Below are 17,481 nucleotides of genomic sequence, written 5' to 3'. Positions count from 1 at the left end.
CGGGACCGAGCCACGTGAGCGTCAACGCCCCCGGCTATGCCGGAGGCGAAGCTCTGGAGAACCCGGCGAAGGGCCGACGCTTAAAGTGTCCGAGCCACTTCTTCGACGCGGTAGCACTCGATGATGTCGCCGACGCGCATATCCTCGTACTTCTCGAAGGCCATGCCGCATTCCTGGCCGCCCGGCACTTCGCGGACTTCGTCCTTGAAGCGCTTGAGCGTCGAAAGCCGGCCTTCGTGCACCACCACGTTGTCGCGGATGAGGCGCACACCCGCTCCGCGCTCCACCTTGCCTTCGGTGACGCGGCAACCGGCGACCTTGCCGACCTTGGTGATGTTGAACACCTCCAGGATCTCGGCATTGCCGATGAAGGTTTCGCGCCGTTCGGGCGAAAGCATGCCCGACATCGCCGCCTTCACGTCATCGGTGAGGTCGTAGATGATGTTGTAGTAGCGGATTTCGACGCCATCGCGGGCTGCCGCTTCGCGGGCCTGCTTGTTGGCACGCACGTTGAAGCCGAGGACCGCCGCGTTGGAGGCCGCTGCCAGCGTGATGTCGGATTCGGTGATGCCACCGACGCCCGAATGCACGATGTCTGCCGCGACTTCGTCCGTGGAGATCTTGTCGAGAGCGCCGATGATGGCTTCGACCGAACCCTGCACGTCGCCCTTGATGACCAGCGGGAAGGTCTTGGTTCCTTCCACCTGCAGCTGGTTCATCATCTGCTCAAGCGATCCCCGCTGTCCCGTCTGACGGGCGACCGCCTTTTCGCGGCGCACGCGCTGACGATATTCGGAGATCTCGCGGGCACGGCCTTCGCTCTCGACGACCGCGACGCGGTCGCCGGCCTCAGGCGTTCCCTGGAAACCGAGCACCTCGACGGCCCGAGACGGTCCGGCCTCTTTCACCTGGGCTCCGGTGTCGTCGATGAGCGCGCGCACACGGCCCCATTCGGAACCGGCCACGATGATATCGCCCGAATGCAGCGTGCCGCGCTGCACGAGCACGGTTGCCACCGGACCGCGGCCACGATCGAGCTGCGCCTCGACGACGATGCCCTCCGCGCTGCGGTTCGGATTGGCCTTCAGGTCGAGAAGCTCCGACTGCAGCAGGATGGCTTCCAGAAGTCCGTCGAGATTCATCCGCTTGGTGGCCGAAACCTCGACCTCGAGCGTGTCGCCAGACATCGATTCCGTGACCACCGAATGCTGCAGAAGATCGGTCTTCACGCGCATCGGATCGGAATCGGGCTTATCGATCTTGTTGATCGCCACGATCATCGGCACGCCGGCGGCGCGCGCATGATTGATGGCTTCCACCGTCTGCGGCATGACGCCGTCATCGGCCGCCACCACCAGGACGACGATGTCCGTTGCCTGCGCACCGCGGGCACGCATTGCGGTAAAGGCGGCGTGGCCCGGCGTGTCGATGAAGGTGATCTTCTGACCGTTCTTCTCGACCTGATAGGCGCCGATATGCTGGGTGATGCCACCCGCTTCGCCGGCGACGACCTTGGTTTCGCGGATCGCGTCGAGAAGCGAGGTCTTGCCGTGGTCGACATGGCCCATGATGGTCACGACCGGCGGCCGCGGCCGCAGATCTTCTGGCACATCCGGCACGTCGAACAGACCTTCTTCCACGTCGGATGCGGCCACGCGGCGCACATTGTGACCCATTTCCTCGGCCACGAGCTGTGCGGTGTCGGCATCGAGAATGTCGGTGATCTTCACCATTGTGCCGGACTTCATCAGAAGCCGGATCACGTCGACGGCGCGTTCGGCCATGCGGTTGGCGAGATCCTGCACGGAAATCGCCTCCGGGATGGTCACGTCGCGCGCGATCTTCTCGTTCGAGGGCGAGAAGCCGGATTGCTGACGCTTTTCCTTCTCGCGCTTGCGCCGGATCGAAGCAAGCGAACGTTCGCGGTCGCCATCTTCGAGGGCGTTCGTCACGGTGAGGCGTCCGCGGCGGCGATCACCGCCACCCGTCGTCTTCTTCGCGGGCTTGGCGACCTCGGGACGCTTCGGCCTCTGCACGGCACGGATTTCCTTGGGCGCCTCGTCGGCATTGCCCGCGGCTCCGCCGGCGGCAGCCGGAGCTGCCTTTGCGGCCTTGGCCGTTGCGGCAGGCGCAGATGTCGTGGCAGCCGGCGCTGCGGCCTGATCCCCGGCGGCCGGGGTCGCCTCGTGCTTGCCGGTGGCTTCTTCGCTGCGACGGCGCGCTTCCGTTTCCGCGGCGCGGCGCTTGTCTTCTTCGGCCTGACGGCGCGCGGCTTCTTCGCGCTCCTGGGCGAGGCGCTTTTCTTCCTCGGCCCGGCGCGCAGCCTCGATCTCCGCCTGGCGGCGTTCTTCCGCTTCGCGGACGCGGGCATCGGCCAGCGCCTGGGCGCGGGCGTCACGCTCGTCCTCGGTCAAGGATTTCAAGACGAGGCCGGTGCGGCCGCGCTGCTGCTGTTCGCGCACGGGTGGCGTGGGCGGTGGTGGCGGAGCCTTGGCGGCCTGCGTCGGTCGTGTCGTGGTCTGAATCGGCGTTTCGGGCGCATCGGGACGATCGCCGCCCCCGTGGCGGCGACGCTTCTTCTCCACCACGACTGCTTTCGATCGTCCGCCGGAGAAGCTTTGGCGCACCGTATCTGTGTCACGCCTCAAGGACAGCGTTTTACGGCCTCCTACGCGAAGCGTTTTGTCGCCTTTGCTTGTCGTCTCGCTCATGCCTATTCCCATTCATCGCCGGTCGGCGACGTCAATATCGTGTTCGCGCTCTGGCGGCTGCTGACAGATCTCGTTGTCGAAGCGGAGATTGCGCAGCGCCGCGTCATGAAAACTTCGTCCCGCCGCGCCATCCAGCACGGCAGCATGTATCACATGTGGCCGCCCCAATGCCAAACCCAATTCGGCGGTCGTCAAATGGGCGACGAGAAGGGGCTCGTCTGTGCCGGTCGAGGCCAGACCTTGCCGCGCGGCACCCGCCAGCTTGTTGCGTCCGTCATCCGCCGCTTCGACAGCATGGACGAGGCAGATTGCCTCTCCGGAACGCAGGGCCGCTTCGACCTTGGCAAAGCCGCACACCACCTGCCGCGCTCTTGCCGCAAGTCCGAGGCGGCCGAGAAGCTGGCTCTTCAAAAGTGCGGCGACCTGATCACCGAGATCGTCAGCAACCTTTGCCTTGGTCTTCAAAGCACGGTCGAAAACATGCTTCCGGCGGGCTTCCTCGATGACGGGTCGCCGCCCTTCGAGCCACATGCCGCGCCCGGGGAGGCGCGCTTTGAGATCGGCGACGACGTCGCCTTCGGGAGATGTGACGAAGCGTATCAGCCTGTCCTCCGGCAGCACCTGCCGGGAGACGGCACACATTCGCCTCCTCCCTATTTTGGGGCCGGAGTGCTTTTCTGCAAGAGCTGGAGCCGCCTCGATCACGCTGATGCCGTCTCCTCCTCCTCGGCCTCGTCGCTCTCCTCTTCAGGCTGAGCGAGATCGGCTTCGGTGATGATGCCGGCATGAAGCCTGGCGCCCATGACCATTTCCTCCGCCTCTTCGCGCGACAGCGAGAAGTCGTCGAGGATGCCGGCGAAGCGTTTCGTCTCGCCGTCCTTGCGTTCGGTCCAGCCGACGAGATCGTCGACGGCGCAATAGGCGAGATCTTCGACGCTCTTCACGTCGTTCTTGCCGAAGGCGACGAGCATGGCCGTCGTCACGCCGGTGATTTCCTTGAGATCGTCGGCGACGCCGAGCTTCTTGCGCTCCTCGTCCTGTTCGGCTTCGAGAGCCTCCAGGTATTCGCGGGCGCGCATCTGCAGCTCTTCGGCCGTGTCCTCGTCGAAGCCCTCGATGGTGGCGAGTTCGTCGATTTCCACGAAGGCGATCTCTTCCACGTCGGCAAAACCTTCCGAGGCGAGGAGCTGCGCGACCATCTCGTCGACGTCGAGGGCATTCTGAAAGAGCTCGGTACGCTCCTGGAATTCCTTCTGACGGCGCTCGGATTCCTCGTCTTCCGTCAGGATATCGATGTCCCAGCCGGTGAGCTGCGAGGCGAGCCGCACATTCTGGCCGCGGCGGCCGATGGCGAGCGAAAGCTGGTCTTCCGGCACCACGACCTCGATGCGTTCTGCATCTTCGTCGAGCACCACCTTGGAGACTTCCGCCGGCTGCAAGGCATTGACGATGAAGGTCGCCGCATCCGGCGACCAGGGGATGATGTCGATGCGCTCGCCCTGCAATTCGCCGACCACGGCCTGCACGCGCGAACCGCGCATGCCGACGCAGGCGCCGACCGGATCGATGGATGAATCGTTGGAGATGACGGCGATCTTCGCCCGCGAGCCCGGATCGCGGGCAACGGACCGGATCTCGATGATGCCGTCGTAGATTTCCGGCACTTCCATGGTGAAGAGCTTCGCCATGAATTGCGGATGCGTGCGCGACAGGAAGATCTGCGGCCCGCGCTGCTCGCGCCGCACATCGTAGACATAGGCGCGGACGCGGTCGCCGTAACGGAAATTTTCGCGCGGGATCAGCTCGTCGCGGCGGATGATGGCCTCGCCGCGGCCGAGATCGACGACGACATTGCCGTATTCGACGCGCTTGACCGTGCCGTTGACGATTTCACCGATGCGGTCCTTGTAATCTTCGTACTGACGGTCGCGCTCGGCGTCGCGCACCTTCTGCATGATGACCTGCTTGGCCGATTGCGCGGCGACGCGGCCGTAATCGAGCGGCGGCAGAGGTTCGGAGATGAAGTCGCCGACCTGCGCTGCGGGGTTGCGGCCGCGCGCGTCTTCAAGCGCGATCTGCGTTGCGAAATCTTCAGGCGTCTCGACCACTTCCAGGAGACGCTGCAGTCGGATGTCGCCGGTTTTCGGATCGATCTCGGCGCGCACATCCGTTTCCGCGCCATAGCGCGATTTCGCCGCCTTCTGGATCGCGTCTTCCATGGCGGAGATGACGATCTGCCGGTCGATGCTCTTCTCCCGCGCCACCGCGTCGGCGATCTGCAGAAGTTCGAGCCTGTTTGCACTCACTGCCATTGGACAGCTCCGTTTCCCGGCCCACCGGGCCTGTTATCCTTGCCCTTGCGGGCCTGAAGCGATCGGGACCGAAATCCCTGACCCTCGTTCGTCGTTCAGTCGCTTTGGCGGTCCGCCTGCGTCGCCGCGATCAACTCATCGGTCAAGATGAGCTTGGCATCGGCGACCTCGGTAAGCGGCAGCCATACATCGTCGCTGCCGCCTTCGCTCGGCACCCGAATGCCCGTTGCGCCATCGCGCACGCCGAGCAGGATGCCGCGGAAGCGCTTACGGCCGTTCTGCAAGGCCGCCATTTCGATTTTCGCTTCGTGGCCGGCCCACAATTCGAAGTCCTTCACCCGCGTCAGCGGGCGGTCGATGCCAGGAGAGGACACTTCAAGATTGTAAGGCCGTCCGACCGGATCGTCGACATCGAGAGCCGGCGACAGGTCGCGGCTGATGGCTTCGCAATCGTCGACGCCCATCGTCCCATCCGGACGCTCGGCCATGATTTGCACGGTCATGCCGTTCTGGCCCAGCACTCTGACGCGCACCAGTTCGTAGCCGAGACCCGATACGACGGGCTCGGCGATATGCGCGATACGTGCTTCCAGTCCGGTCTCGCGGATCAATCGCTCGCTCGACGGAGTGTGCATGTCTGAGTCGGTCATCTTCCTCCCGAAGATGCGGAAACCCGCCTTGCAGCAACGGCTTGAGCCAAGTGGCGGCAATAAAAAAGAGCGGGACCCGGAGGACCCACTCTCGACGGTATTCGAGAATTGTTGGTGCCGATATACGATTTTACCGCCGACGTTTCAAGCGCCCCGAGAAGACTTCGCCGAGACGAGGGGTCAGGCGCGCGAAAACACCAGGACCGCAGCGGCCAGATCTTCGAGCGCCGTTCCGACCGATTTGAACAGCGTGATCTGATCGTAGAAGCGGCGGCCGGCCTTCTCGCCGCGTGTGAGCTCGAAGAGGTCCGCGGTGATATCGTCCGCCGTCAGGACGCCGCTTTCGAGCGGCTGCGCGATGTCGCCCGCTTCCTTCATCGCCCCCTCGCGCGTGTCGACGAAGACGCGGGCACGGCGGATGGCGTCGTCGTCGGTTTCGCGCATCTCCGGGCGGAAGCCGCCGACGAGGTCGAGATGGGCGCCGGGCTTGAGCCATTCGCCCTTGACGATCGGATGGTTCGACAAGGTCGCGCAGGAGACGATGTCGGCCCCCCGTACGGCGCCTTCCAGATCTTCGGTGAAATGCGGACGGTAGCGCCGTGGGCGCAGCCTTTCGGCAAGCCGCTCCGCCTTTTCAGGGCGTCGGTTCCAGATCAGCACTTCCTCGATCGGGCGCACGGCCGCATGCGCTTCGATGAGGTAGGGGGCAAGCGCTCCGGCCCCCACCATCAACAGGCGCTTGGCATCCGGCCTGGCGAGATAGGAGGCGGCGAGCGCGGAAGCTGCCGCCGTGCGCCAGACCGTCAGCGCAGATCCGTCGATGACGGCGAGCGGCTCGCCGCTCTTGCCGGAAAAGAGGAGATAGACCCCTGCGACGGCCGCCTTGCCGCGGCTCGCATTGTCGGGAAAGACCGTCACGATCTTGACGCCGACATAGCCGCGCCCGGAATGACCCTGCTGGTCGAAGTCGTTCCACGACGGCATGAGAAGCAGCGTCGCTTCCGCCTGATCGGGAAACTGGATCGAATGGTGGTGGCGGACCGGTGTCACCACCCCTTGCCGAAAGGCGCTTCTCAGCGTTTCGATGAGCTCCGGGAAGGTCAGAACATCCGCGATATCCGCTGCGGGAATGACGCGCATTGCAAGATCCGCCCTCAGGCGCGCGGCGCCGGCCCCGCCAGAAGGCCGGCATTTTGATGCGCCTGCCGTTCTGCTTTGTCGGCGCGAGCCTGAAGCGCCGCCGCTTCATGCCGCTTTTCGCGGGCCTGGCGGCGATATTTGCGCTGCCCGTTCCACATGACGATGCCGCCGCAGATGGCACCGAGGGCAAAGGCTGCGAACGCCACCTGATACAAGGCCAGCTCGACCCTGAGAACGGGATCGTCGGCGTCGAACGGATTGAGCCTGAGCGCCACCGTCTGATCGTTGGCGACGGCGAGAAGCGCGATCACCACCAGGATCGGAAGAAGGATGATCCACTTGATGAGCCAAGCGAGCTGTTGCATCGCCTTATTCGTCTCCGCCGTTGAGCCTGATCCGCATTTCTTTACCGGTCTTGAAGAATGGCACGTATTTCTCCGAGACGGAAACGGCTTCCCCCGTGCGGGGGTTGCGGCCGGTGCGAGCAGGCCGGTTCTTCACAGAAAATGCGCCGAAACCCCTGAGTTCGACACGGTCGCCGCGGCACAGCGCCCCGACGATTTCTTCCAGAATGGCGTTCACTATCGCTTCCACATCCCGTTGATAGAGATGCGGATTTTTGTCCGCGAGCTTCTGTACGAGTTCTGACTTGATCACCGCCGTCCCCCTAGCGACCTGATCTTATTGAAGAATTACCCTGCCAAACGGATACGAGCCCGTCAACAGCGAGACGCTGCGGCAGAGTCCCCAAAAGCGCCTGAAACTGGTCTTCGAGACCGAGCGCCTTCATCACCACCGCCGCCCCGGCGGAGGTGAGACCGGAGAAGGTCCCCTCATCCTTCTCCCAGTCGTTGAGTGGCAGGTCGGCAGAGACGTTGCGCTCCGCCGAAAGCCACGCTTTGGCTTCGTCTTCGCCCCCGACGGCATCGATCAGGCCGTTTTCGACCGCCTGGCGTCCGGTGAAGATGCTGCCGTCGGACAATCGGCGCGCTGCATCGGGCTGAAGGTTGCGACGCTCCGCCACGAGGCCGACGAACCAGTCATACGAGCTGTCGATGACCGACTGCACCATGGCAAGCGCTTCCGGGCTCGGCGCCTCGAACGGTGTCGGCTCGCCTTTGAGCGGGCTGCTCTTCACCTCGACGTAATTGACCCCGAGCTTGTCGAGAAGGTTTTCGACCGTCGCGAATTGCAGGATCACCCCGATCGAGCCTGTCAGAGCCGTCTCGCGCGCCACGATATGATCCGCGCCGATTGCCGTCATGTAGGCGGCAGAGGCTCCGAGGCCCTCGATCGTTGCGACCACCGGCTTCTTTTGAGCCGCATCGCGCACGGCCTTGTAGAGCGCCTCGCCTCCGGAGGCCGCGCCGCCGGGTGAATCGATGCGCAGGATAATGGCTTTCACGCTGTCTGTGTCGGCCGCCTGCTCCAGGAGATCCACCGCGTCGGGGCGCGTCGGGATGAAGCCCTCCACCGAGATGCGTGCGATCTGGTCGCCGGACCCGCCGACGACACCGGATTGCCGCACGAAAAACGCCACCGCGGCGATCGCCACGACGAAGGCGACGACCCGCCAGAAACTGGCGCGGCGCCGCAAACGGCGGCGCTCGATAAGATCCTCAGTGTCCATCCGGTACTCCTTCCGGGCGAGGTAGCAGCAGCCAGACACCGCCGCAAGCGCTCCCATGCATTTCTGCCCGCTACATATTCGTCAATCCGCAAGCGTCGTGGCTTCGGAATCTTGGGGCCTTCCGCCCGGTCGATGTGGCATCGGCGCGGCGCTGTCGTTAAGCTTCGCGCATGCCGACCGCTTCCGCTACAAAAACCGCTCCGGCGTCGTCCCCGGTGCCCCGTCCTGCCGAGCCTGCTTCCAAGGAGGCCGGTGCGCCCAAGCTGACGCCGATGATGGAGCAATATATCGAGATCAAGGCGGCCAATCCGGATTGCCTCCTGTTCTATCGCATGGGCGATTTCTACGAGCTCTTTTTCGACGACGCCGAGAAGGCGTCACGCTGCCTCGGCATCGCGCTGACGAAGCGCGGCAAGCATCTCGGAGAGGATATTCCGATGGCCGGCGTGCCGGTGCACGCGGCCGACGATTATCTGCAGAAGCTGATCGCCTCCGGATTCCGTGTGGCCGTCTGCGAACAGACGGAAGATCCGGCGGAAGCCCGGCGCCGCGGCTCCAAATCCGTCGTTCGACGTGAGGTGACGCGCCTCGTCACGCCCGGTACGCTCACCGAAGAGACGTTGCTCGACGCTAGGCGCAACAACTTTCTGGCGGCCGTCAGCCGGATCCCGGCCTCCGACGGCGAGGCCCCGGCCCATGCGCTTGCCTGGATCGATATTTCGACCGGCGAGTTCTGCGTCACGACCGTGCCGGCGGGCGGGCTGGAGCGCTGTCTTGCGCGGCTCGAGCCGAGCGAAGTGCTCGTCGTCGACAGGCTGGCGAGCGATCAGGCGCTCTCCTCGGCCGTTGCTCTCGTCGGGGCCACGTTGTCGCCGCTGCCAGCCTCTTTTTTCGAGCCCGGGACGGCCGGCGCACGCATCACGACCTATTTCGGCGTCGCCTCGCTCGACGGTCTCGGCGATTTCTCGCGCGCCGAGACGGCGGCCGCCGCGGCCATTCTCGCTTATGTCGAAAAGACCCAGATCGCGGCACGTCCGCCGATCGCGCCGCTCCGCCGCGAGCATGACGGCGCGGCGATGCGCATCGATGCGGCCACCCGGGCCAATCTCGAGCTCTTCCGCACGCTGCATGGCGAGAAGAAAGGGTCGCTGATCGAGGCGATCGACTGCACGGTGACGCCCGCAGGCTCCCGTCTTCTCGCGCAGCGTCTGGCGAGCCCGTTGACGGATCCGGCCGCGGTCAATCTTCGTCTCGACAGCGTCGCGACGCTTCTCGAGGAAGACGCGCTCAGAACCAGGCTGCGGCGCGTTCTCAGTGAGGCACCTGATATTCTGCGCGCGCTCACGCGCCTGACCCTGGACCGCGGCGGTCCTCGCGATCTCTCCGCGCTCTCCTCCGGTTTGCGGGTCGCTCTGTCTTTGTCGGATCTCTTGTCCGAGCTCGATTTGCCTTTAGAATCAGACCTTAAGGAGATAGCCGGCCTTCTCTCTCAGGCGCCGCGCGAATTCAGTCAGTCGGTCGACTCAGCCCTTGCCGAGGAACTGCCGCTCCTCAAGCGGGACGGCGGTTTCGTGCGGGCAGGCTTCTCGTCCGACCTCGACGAACTGCGGCTTCTCCGCGATGAGAGCCGCCGCATCATTGCCTCGCTGCAGAAGGAATACAGCGACGCGACAGGTGTGCGCGGCCTCAAGATCCGCCACAACAACGTGCTCGGCTATTTCGTCGAGGCGAGCGCCGCCCAGGCCGCACCTCTGCAAAAGGAGGAATCGGGCTTCATCCACCGGCAGACGCTCGCCAATGCGATGCGCTTCACGACGCCGCGGCTCGGAGAGTTGGAGCGTGAGATCGCCTCTGCCGCCGACCGGGCGCTGGCGATCGAGTTGCAGATCTTCGCCGATCTCGCGCAGGCGGCCGGAGCGCTTGCCGGTGATATCCGCCGGACGGCCGAGGCGCTGGCGGCCCTCGATGTCGCCGCAGGCTTCGCCGAGTTTGCGGCGGCGGAAAACTGCGTTCGCCCCCATATCGATGCCAGCCGCGCCTTCATCGTGGAGGAGGGGCGCCATCCCGTGGTGGAACAGGCGCTCCGCCGCTCGGGCGACAGCTTCGTCGGCAATTCCTGCCACCTGGGCAACGCCGACGACGAGACGGGCCGCATCTGGCTCGTCACCGGCCCGAATATGGCGGGCAAGTCGACCTTTCTTCGCCAGAATGCCCTCATTGCGATCCTCGCCCAGACCGGCGCCTATGTGCCGGCCAACGCCGCGCATATCGGCGTGGTAGACGGGCTTTTTTCGCGCGTCGGGGCTGCCGACGATCTCGCCCGCGGCCGCTCCACCTTCATGGTGGAGATGATCGAGACGGCGGCGATCCTCAATCAGGCGGGCCCCGGAGCCCTCGTCATTCTCGATGAGATCGGGCGCGGCACGGCGACGTTCGACGGCCTGTCCATCGCCTGGGCGGCGGTTGAACATCTGCACGAGCAGAACCGCTGCCGGACGCTCTTTGCCACCCATTATCACGAGCTCACCGCGCTCTCCGGCAAGCTTCCCCGCCTCGACAACGCCACGATGCGGGTGAAGGAATGGAAGGGCGATGTCGTCTTCCTGCACGAGGTTGTCGCCGGCGCGGCCGATCGTTCTTACGGCATCCAGGTCGCAAAACTCGCCGGTCTGCCCTCGCCGGTCATCGCCCGGGCTCGTGTCATCCTCGACAGGCTCGAGGCGGCCGACCGCAAGTCCAGCCCGGCGGAGTTGTTGAACGACCTGCCGCTCTTCGCCGCAAGGCCGGCGCGCGTCGAGATCGATGAAGAAACCACGAAGTTGTTGGCTTATATTGACGGGCTCGACCCGGACGAGCTCAGCCCAAGGCAGGCTCTCGACCAATTGTTTGAACTGAAACGCCTGCGTCGATCGGCAAAGATATGAGCGTGACTGAGACCGAACTCCGTTCTGCGATAGATCTCGATTTTTCCCGCTACGCGGATTTGCCGATCGATCCCGAGCGATTGGCCGAGGTGTTTCGTGCGCCTCTTGCGGACGGCGATCCGGCGCGGACCGGAGCGCGGGCGCAGCTTCTTGCCGGGCTCAAAGCCGCCCTCGGCGAGGCGCGCGCCAAAGTGCGCGAGGATCTGGAGGAGGACGGCAAGGGGGTTAGGGCCGCACAGAGGCTTTCGACCTTCTTCGACGCTATGATCGTGGCTCTCGTCGATTTCGGCGGCCTCGTTTATCCGGCGAGCAATCCTTCTTCCGCCGAGCGGCTCACGGTTGCCGCCGTGGGGGGCTACGGCCGCGGCACGCTTGCGCCCGGCTCCGACATCGATCTGCTGTTTCTGTTTCCTTATAAATCCACCGCCTGGTCGGAGAGCGTGACGGAATTCGTTCTCTACATGCTGTGGGATCTCGGCCTCAAAGTGGGTCACGGAACCCGCACGGTGACGGAATCGATCCGCATGGCCAGGCAGGACATGACCGTGCGCACGGCGCTTCTGGAGGCACGCTTCCTCTGCGGCGAAGACAGCCTGTTCAAGGATCTGCAGGAGCGCTTCAACAAGGAAGTGGTCGCAGGGACGGCGCCGGAATTCATCGCTTCCAAGCTTGCAGAGCGCGATTCCCGGCATGCGCGCATCGGCACGTCACGCTATCTGGTCGAGCCGCATGTCAAAGAGGGCAAGGGCGGCCAGCGCGATCTGCAGACGCTCTATTGGATCGGCAAATACGTCTATCAGACGCATGCTGGTGGCGAGGCGCTCGTCGAGGCCGGGCTTCTGAGTCGGGCCGAAAACCGTCTCTTCCGCAAATGCGACGACTTCCTCTGGGCGGTGCGCTGTCATCTGCATTTCATCACCGGCCGGGCGGAGGAACGCCTCTCCTTCGATCTCCAGCCCGAGCTCGCCCGAAGGCTCGGCTACACCCGGCATCCCGGGCTCAAAGCCGTCGAACGCTTCATGAAACATTATTTTCTCGTGGCGAAGGACGTGGGCGACCTGACGCGCATCGTCTGTGCGGCCCTCGAAGAGCGCCAGCAGAAGAAGGAGGCGCGCCTCAACCGTCTCCTGCGGACGTTCAAAGTGCGGCGGCAGGAGGCCGCTTTTCTCGGCGACTTCTACGTCGAGAACAACCGGCTGCGCGAGCGTGACGAAGCCGTCTTCACCCGCGATCCGGTCAATCTCATCCGCGTTTTTCATTATGCCGCGGAAGGCAGCCACGCCTTTCACCCCGATACGGTGCGCCTCATCACGAAGTCGCTGCGCCTGATCGGGCCGGATTTGCAGAACGATCCGGAAGCGAACCGTCTGTTCCTTTCGATCCTCTGTTCGGGAGAGAATACGGAGGTCATTCTGCGGCAGATGAACGAGACCGGGGTGCTCGGGAAGTTCCTGCCGGAGTTCGGCCGCATCGTCGCGATGATGCAGTTCAACATGTATCACCACTTCACGGTGGATGAGCATCTGATCCGCACGATCGGAACGCTCGCCGCTTTGGAAAGCGGCCGCCTCACCGAAGATTTGCCGCTGTGCACGGATTTCCTGCCGGAGATCGCAGACAAGACGGTGCTTTACGTGGCGCTGCTTCTGCACGACATCGCCAAGGGGCGGGTGGAAGATCATTCCATCGCCGGGGCCCGCATCGCCAGAAAGGTCGGCCCGCGGCTCGGTCTCACCGCCCACCAGACGGAAACCGTCGCCTGGCTCGTGGAGCAGCACCTCACGATGTCGATCACGGCGCAGTCGCGCGATCTTGCCGATCGGCGCACCATCATGGACTTCGCCAAGGTGGTGCAGACGACGGAGCGTTTGAAGCTGCTCCTGATCGTCACCGTCTGCGATATCCGGGCCGTCGGACCGGGTGTCTGGAACGGCTGGAAAGGCCAGCTTCTGCGCACGCTCTACAACGAGACCGAGCTGATCCTGACCGGCGGTCATTCCAAGATCGCCCGCAACGAGCGCATCGCCCGCGCCCGCGCCGAGCTCTCCGCCAAGCTTTCCGACTGGCCGCAGGAGGAGCGCGAACGCCTGCTCGAACTGCATTACCCGGCCTACTGGCTGCGCACGGCTCTGGAAGACCAGGTCCGGCACGCCGAGTTCATCCGCCGCACGGGCGACGGCAACCGGCCTTTCGCCCATGAGGTGACGGTGCGCGATTTCGAGGCCGTCACCGAGATTTCCATCCTGACGCCCGACCATCCGCGGCTTCTCGCTTTGATGGCCGGGGCGTGCTCGGCGACGGGGGCGAACATCGTCGACGCGCAAATCTTCACCACCACGGATGGTCGCGCTCTCGATACCATCGTCGTCTCTCGGGCTTTCGAGGCGGATGCGGATGAGAGGCGGCGCGCCGAGCGGGTCGCAGCCCTGATCGAACAAGCGCTGGCCGGCCATGTGCATCTGCCCGACATGCTCGCCAAGCGGCGTGAAGGTCCGGCCAAGCAGGATGCCTTCACCATCGAGCCCGACGTCAAGATCGACAATTCTCTCTCTGACCGGTTCACGGTGATCGAGATCGCCTGTCTCGATCGCATCGGGCTTCTCTACGATCTGACGAGAGTGATCGCCGATCTCAGTCTCGACATCGCCTCCGCCCACATCGCCACCTTCGGCGAACGCGCGGTCGATACGTTCTACGTGACCGATCTTCTCGGCCAGAAAATCACGGCGCAGGCGCGCCAGAAGCGCATCCGGCGCGAACTCGTTGCCATCATCGAAGGCGCTGCCGCGGATGCGGCGGCCTTGGCCGCCTCTTGAGAGCGGCCTCCTTGCTTCTCTTCTCCCCTCCGCGCTTTTTTACAGAATGAGCCGCCGCCCGTGAGCCTCGTCAAAAAATTCGTCTCCGTCGGCGGCGCCACGCTCGCCAGCCGGGTTCTCGGTTTCGTCCGGGAGATGTTGATCGCCGCGGCTCTCGGCGCCGGGCCGGTGGCCGATGCCTTTTACGCCGCCTTCCGGTTTCCGAACCTGTTTCGCAGGCTTTTTGCAGAAGGCGCCTTCAACGCGGCTTTCGTGCCGCTTTATTCGCGCACACTCGAAGGCGACGGGGAGGATCGGGCCCGCCTGTTCGCCGAGGATGTGCTGGCGGCGCTCATGTTCGTGCTTCTCGCACTCACCGCCCTCGTGATGGTGGCCACCCCGCTCATCGTTACCATTCTGGCGCCGGGCTTCCGTGAGGATCCCGCAAAGTTCACCCTGACGATCGAGCTCTTCAGGGTGATGTTTCCCTATCTCGTCTTGATGTCGCTGACGGCGATGGTGACGGGCGTCTTGAACGCACACCGCACGTTTTTCATTCCCGCGCTCGCCCCCGTCCTTCTGAACGTCACCACGATCGCCGCCCTGGCCGTCACCTTCTTGCAGGACATGAGCGGACCCGAGGTCGGCCGCATCCTCTCATGGTCGGTGTTGGTGGCGGGTGTTCTGCAGCTCCTCATGGTCGCCTGGGCGGCGCGGCGCATCGGTTTCCATATGCGCCTGAAGCGGCCGAAGTGGACCCCCGGCGTGAAGCGGCTTCTCTGGCTTGCGGCACCTGCGGCCGCCGCCGGCGGCATCACGCAGATCAATCTCTTCATCGGCCAGATCATCGCCTCGACCAAGGCCGGAGCCATTTCGATCCTGCAATATGCCGACAGGCTCTATCAGCTGCCCCTCGGCGTGGTGGGGATCGCGATCGGTGTCGTCCTCCTGCCGGAACTGTCGCGCACCTTGAAGGCGGAGCATTTTCGCGAGGCGACGCATGTGCAGAACCGGGCGCTCGAATTCGCCTTCTTCCTGACGCTGCCCGCGGCCGCCGCGCTGATCGCCATCCCCGAAACGCTGGTGAGTGTGCTTTTCGAGCGCGGTGCCTTTTCCGTGGAGACGCGAGAGGCGACGGCCGCAGCCCTGCGCGTCTTCGGTTTCGGCCTGCCGGCCTTCGTCCTCGTCAAGGTGTTCACGCCCGGCTATTTCGCCCGCGAAGACACCAAGACGCCGATGATGTTTTCCGCCATCGCCGTTTCGATCAACGTGGCGCTCGCTCTGACGCTCTTTCCGATTTTTGCCGAGGCGGGGATCGCGACCGCCGAGGCGGTTTCCGGCTGGACCAACATCACGCTGCTCATCCTGACGTTGCGCCGTCGCGGCCATTGGACCGTCGACAGTGTCGTCCTGCGCCGGACGCCGCGCATTGTCGCAGCATCGGCGGTTCTGGGCGGCGTTCTCTACGTCGGCGCCCTCTGGCTCGCACCGCTGATGGCGCCGGGCGAACCCTTCCTCGTACGTTTTGGTCTGCTGCTCGGCTTATGCGGCGTTGCCGCCGCCGTTTACTTCGCCGTGGCGCATCTGATCGGGGCGGCGGATCTGCGTGCGCTCGCCGGTCTCATGCGGCGCAGGGCTGCGTGAAGCGGCCTTGCGTGGTGGTGATCGAGCGGCGATAACGGCATCCGAAATTCCCACCGTTTCCTTTCGGACAATCCCCATGACAAGCCATCCACACCGTGTCTTTTCCGGCATGCAACCGACCCATTCGCTGCATCTCGGCAATTATCTCGGAGCCATGGTGAACTGGGTGAAGATGCAGGAGACGCACGATTGCATCTATTGCGTCGTCGATCTCCACGCCATCACCCTGTGGCAGGATCCGAAGGAGCTGCGCTCCAACATTCGCGAATTGACCGCCGCCTATATCGCCGGCGGCGTCGATCCCGAGCGCTCGATCATCTTCAATCAATCGGCCGTGGCGGCTCACGCCGAGCTTGCCTGGGTGTTCAACTGCGTTGCCCGCATGGGCTGGCTCAACCGCATGACGCAGTTCAAGGAGAAGGCGGGCAAGGATCGCGAGAACGTCTCCACGGGCCTCTTCGTCTATCCCAACCTGATGGCCGCCGACATTCTCGTCTACCGGGCCACGCATGTGCCGGTCGGCGAGGATCAGAAGCAGCATCTGGAACTCGCCCGCAACATCGCGCAGAAGTTCAACAACGACTTCGCCGAATCGATCGCCGCTCACGGCTTCGCAGAAGAGTTTTTCCCGCTGCCGGAGCCGTTCATCACGGGACCCGCGACGCGCGTCATGAGCCTGCGCGATGGCACCAAGAAGATGTCGAAGTCGGATCCGTCCGATTATTCGCGCATCAACATGACCGACGACGCCGATGCGATCTCCCAGAAGGTGCGCAAGGCGCGCACCGATCCGGAGCCGCTTCCCTCTGAGCTTGAGGGTCTCAAGGATCGCGCCGGCGCCGACAACCTCGTTGGGATCTATGCCGCGCTCGCCGGCACCAGCAAGGAGGCCGTGCTCGCCGAATATGGCGGACAGGGCTTTGCCGCCTTCAAGCCGGCGCTCGCCGATCTTGCGGTTGCTCGCCTCGCGCCGATCGCGGACGAGATGCGGCGCCTGCTCGCCGATCCGGCCGAGATCGACGCGCTGCTCGCCCGTGGCGCCGACCGGGCGCGCGCCATTGCCGATCCGATCATGGATGAGGTGAAGGACGTGGTCGGGCTCTTGCGGCCGCAAGCCAAGAGCGGGTCTGCCGCATGACGGCGACGCCACGCTTGCTGACAGCTCCCGCCAATGGCAGCATGAGTGCATGATGCGGCCGAGACGCGCCCGGGCAGAGGGCCACAAGCGAAAATTCCTGGTGGTGATCGACGACACGCCGGAATGCGTGCGCGCGATGCGCTATGCCGCAAAGCGTGCGGAGCGCACCAACGGCGCCGTCACCATGCTCTTCGTCATCGAGCCTGGTGATTTCCAGCATTGGCTGGGCGTCGAAGAAGTGATGCGCGCTGAAGCCATGGAAGAGGCGGAGAATATTCTTGGGCGCTTCGCCTCGCGCATGGCCGACATGTCGCGGATCGAGCCCGAGCTCGTCATCCGCGCCGACGAGATCCGCAAGCTCATCGAAGAAGACGAGGACATCGCCATTCTCGTGCTTGCCGCCTCCGGCGGCTCGGAAGGGCCTGGCCCGCTCGTCTCCTCGATTGCGCAAAAAGGCGGTGCCGCATTCCCGATTCCGGTCACGATCGTTCCGGAAAACCTCTCAGACGAGGTGATGGACGAGATCGTTTGACGGTC

Annotated in this window: 13 protein-coding genes; 5 read left to right on the top strand and 8 right to left on the bottom strand. The window is 64.4% G+C overall.

All coding sequences use genetic code 11. The features are described 5' to 3' along the window. Positions 1 to 80: 80 nt before the first annotated feature. From infB to sppA, 8 genes are all read right to left on the bottom strand, one after another. The gene (infB, locus tag L0F51_RS15075) at positions 81 to 2,711 is read right to left on the bottom strand and encodes a translation initiation factor IF-2 (RefSeq protein ID WP_234629988.1); all 2,631 of its coding nucleotides are present in this window, start codon (positions 2,709 to 2,711) and stop codon (positions 81 to 83) included. Between the two features lie 12 nt (positions 2,712 to 2,723). Beyond that, positions 2,724 to 3,416, bottom strand: coding sequence for an RNA-binding protein (locus L0F51_RS15070; protein WP_370642423.1), 693 nt, complete (start codon positions 3,414 to 3,416; stop codon positions 2,724 to 2,726). After that, positions 3,413 to 5,023 (bottom strand): transcription termination factor NusA, encoded by a 1,611-nt coding sequence (gene nusA / locus L0F51_RS15065; RefSeq protein WP_234629986.1) that lies wholly within the window; start codon positions 5,021 to 5,023, stop codon positions 3,413 to 3,415. The genes L0F51_RS15070 and nusA overlap by 4 nt, the downstream gene beginning before the upstream one ends. Positions 5,024 to 5,118: 95 nt before the next feature. Further along, the gene (rimP, locus tag L0F51_RS15060; RefSeq protein WP_234629985.1) at positions 5,119 to 5,673 is read right to left on the bottom strand and encodes a ribosome maturation factor RimP; all 555 of its coding nucleotides are present in this window, start codon (positions 5,671 to 5,673) and stop codon (positions 5,119 to 5,121) included. A 180-nt stretch (positions 5,674 to 5,853) separates the two neighbouring features. Beyond that, a complete protein-coding gene (locus L0F51_RS15055) occupies positions 5,854 to 6,813 on the bottom strand; it encodes an ornithine cyclodeaminase family protein (protein ID WP_234629984.1) in 960 nt (319 codons plus the stop codon). Positions 6,814 to 6,827: 14 nt separating this feature from the next. Next, positions 6,828 to 7,178 (bottom strand): lipopolysaccharide assembly protein LapA domain-containing protein, encoded by a 351-nt coding sequence (locus tag L0F51_RS15050; protein WP_234629983.1) that lies wholly within the window; start codon positions 7,176 to 7,178, stop codon positions 6,828 to 6,830. A gap of 4 nt (positions 7,179 to 7,182) precedes the next feature. Further along, positions 7,183 to 7,470 carry an integration host factor subunit beta gene (gene ihfB / locus L0F51_RS15045; RefSeq protein ID WP_234629982.1) on the bottom strand — a complete coding sequence of 96 codons (288 nt, stop codon included), beginning with the start codon at positions 7,468 to 7,470 and terminating at the stop codon, positions 7,183 to 7,185. A 10-nt stretch (positions 7,471 to 7,480) separates the two neighbouring features. Beyond that, positions 7,481 to 8,443, bottom strand: coding sequence for a signal peptide peptidase SppA (sppA, locus tag L0F51_RS15040; RefSeq protein WP_234629981.1), 963 nt, complete (start codon positions 8,441 to 8,443; stop codon positions 7,481 to 7,483). 170 nt (positions 8,444 to 8,613) lie between these two features. Here sppA and mutS point away from each other — a divergent pair, with 170 nt between their 5' ends. The 5 genes from mutS to L0F51_RS15015 all read left to right on the top strand — a co-directional run bounded on the left by mutS (position 8,614) and on the right by L0F51_RS15015 (position 17,476). After that, a complete protein-coding gene (gene mutS, locus L0F51_RS15035) occupies positions 8,614 to 11,367 on the top strand; it encodes a DNA mismatch repair protein MutS (RefSeq protein WP_370642422.1) in 2,754 nt (917 codons plus the stop codon). Continuing rightward, positions 11,364 to 14,183, top strand: coding sequence for a [protein-PII] uridylyltransferase (locus L0F51_RS15030; protein ID WP_370642421.1), 2,820 nt, complete (start codon positions 11,364 to 11,366; stop codon positions 14,181 to 14,183). The genes mutS and L0F51_RS15030 overlap by 4 nt, the downstream gene beginning before the upstream one ends. A 60-nt stretch (positions 14,184 to 14,243) precedes the next feature. Then, positions 14,244 to 15,806, top strand: coding sequence for a murein biosynthesis integral membrane protein MurJ (gene murJ / locus L0F51_RS15025; RefSeq protein ID WP_234629980.1), 1,563 nt, complete (start codon positions 14,244 to 14,246; stop codon positions 15,804 to 15,806). 76 nt (positions 15,807 to 15,882) lie between these two features. After that, entirely contained in the window at positions 15,883 to 16,944 is a 1,062-nt protein-coding gene (trpS, locus tag L0F51_RS15020) for a tryptophan--tRNA ligase (protein WP_234629979.1), read from the top strand. Between the two features lie 49 nt (positions 16,945 to 16,993). Beyond that, positions 16,994 to 17,476, top strand: coding sequence for a universal stress protein (locus L0F51_RS15015; protein ID WP_234629978.1), 483 nt, complete (start codon positions 16,994 to 16,996; stop codon positions 17,474 to 17,476). Positions 17,477 to 17,481: the final 5 nt, after the last annotated feature.

The sequence above is a fragment of the Afifella sp. H1R genome, from assembly GCF_021462425.1.
GTDB lineage: Bacteria > Pseudomonadota > Alphaproteobacteria > Rhizobiales > Afifellaceae > Afifella > Afifella aestuarii.
This window is presented reverse-complemented; position numbering and strand designations above follow the sequence as displayed.

Coding starts and splice junctions, on each gene's coding strand:
- infB (WP_234629988.1), bottom strand. CDS start 2,711: ATGAGCGAGACGACAAGCAAAGGCGACAAAACGCTTCGCGTAGGAGGC.
- sppA (WP_234629981.1), bottom strand. CDS start 8,443: ATGGACACTGAGGATCTTATCGAGCGCCGCCGTTTGCGGCGCCGCGCC.
- L0F51_RS15030 (WP_370642421.1), top strand. CDS start 11,364: ATGAGCGTGACTGAGACCGAACTCCGTTCTGCGATAGATCTCGATTTT.
- rimP (WP_234629985.1), bottom strand. CDS start 5,673: ATGACCGACTCAGACATGCACACTCCGTCGAGCGAGCGATTGATCCGC.
- trpS (WP_234629979.1), top strand. CDS start 15,883: ATGACAAGCCATCCACACCGTGTCTTTTCCGGCATGCAACCGACCCAT.
- L0F51_RS15055 (WP_234629984.1), bottom strand. CDS start 6,813: ATGCGCGTCATTCCCGCAGCGGATATCGCGGATGTTCTGACCTTCCCG.
- L0F51_RS15015 (WP_234629978.1), top strand. CDS start 16,994: ATGATGCGGCCGAGACGCGCCCGGGCAGAGGGCCACAAGCGAAAATTC.
- mutS (WP_370642422.1), top strand. CDS start 8,614: ATGCCGACCGCTTCCGCTACAAAAACCGCTCCGGCGTCGTCCCCGGTG.
- L0F51_RS15050 (WP_234629983.1), bottom strand. CDS start 7,178: ATGCAACAGCTCGCTTGGCTCATCAAGTGGATCATCCTTCTTCCGATC.
- nusA (WP_234629986.1), bottom strand. CDS start 5,023: ATGGCAGTGAGTGCAAACAGGCTCGAACTTCTGCAGATCGCCGACGCG.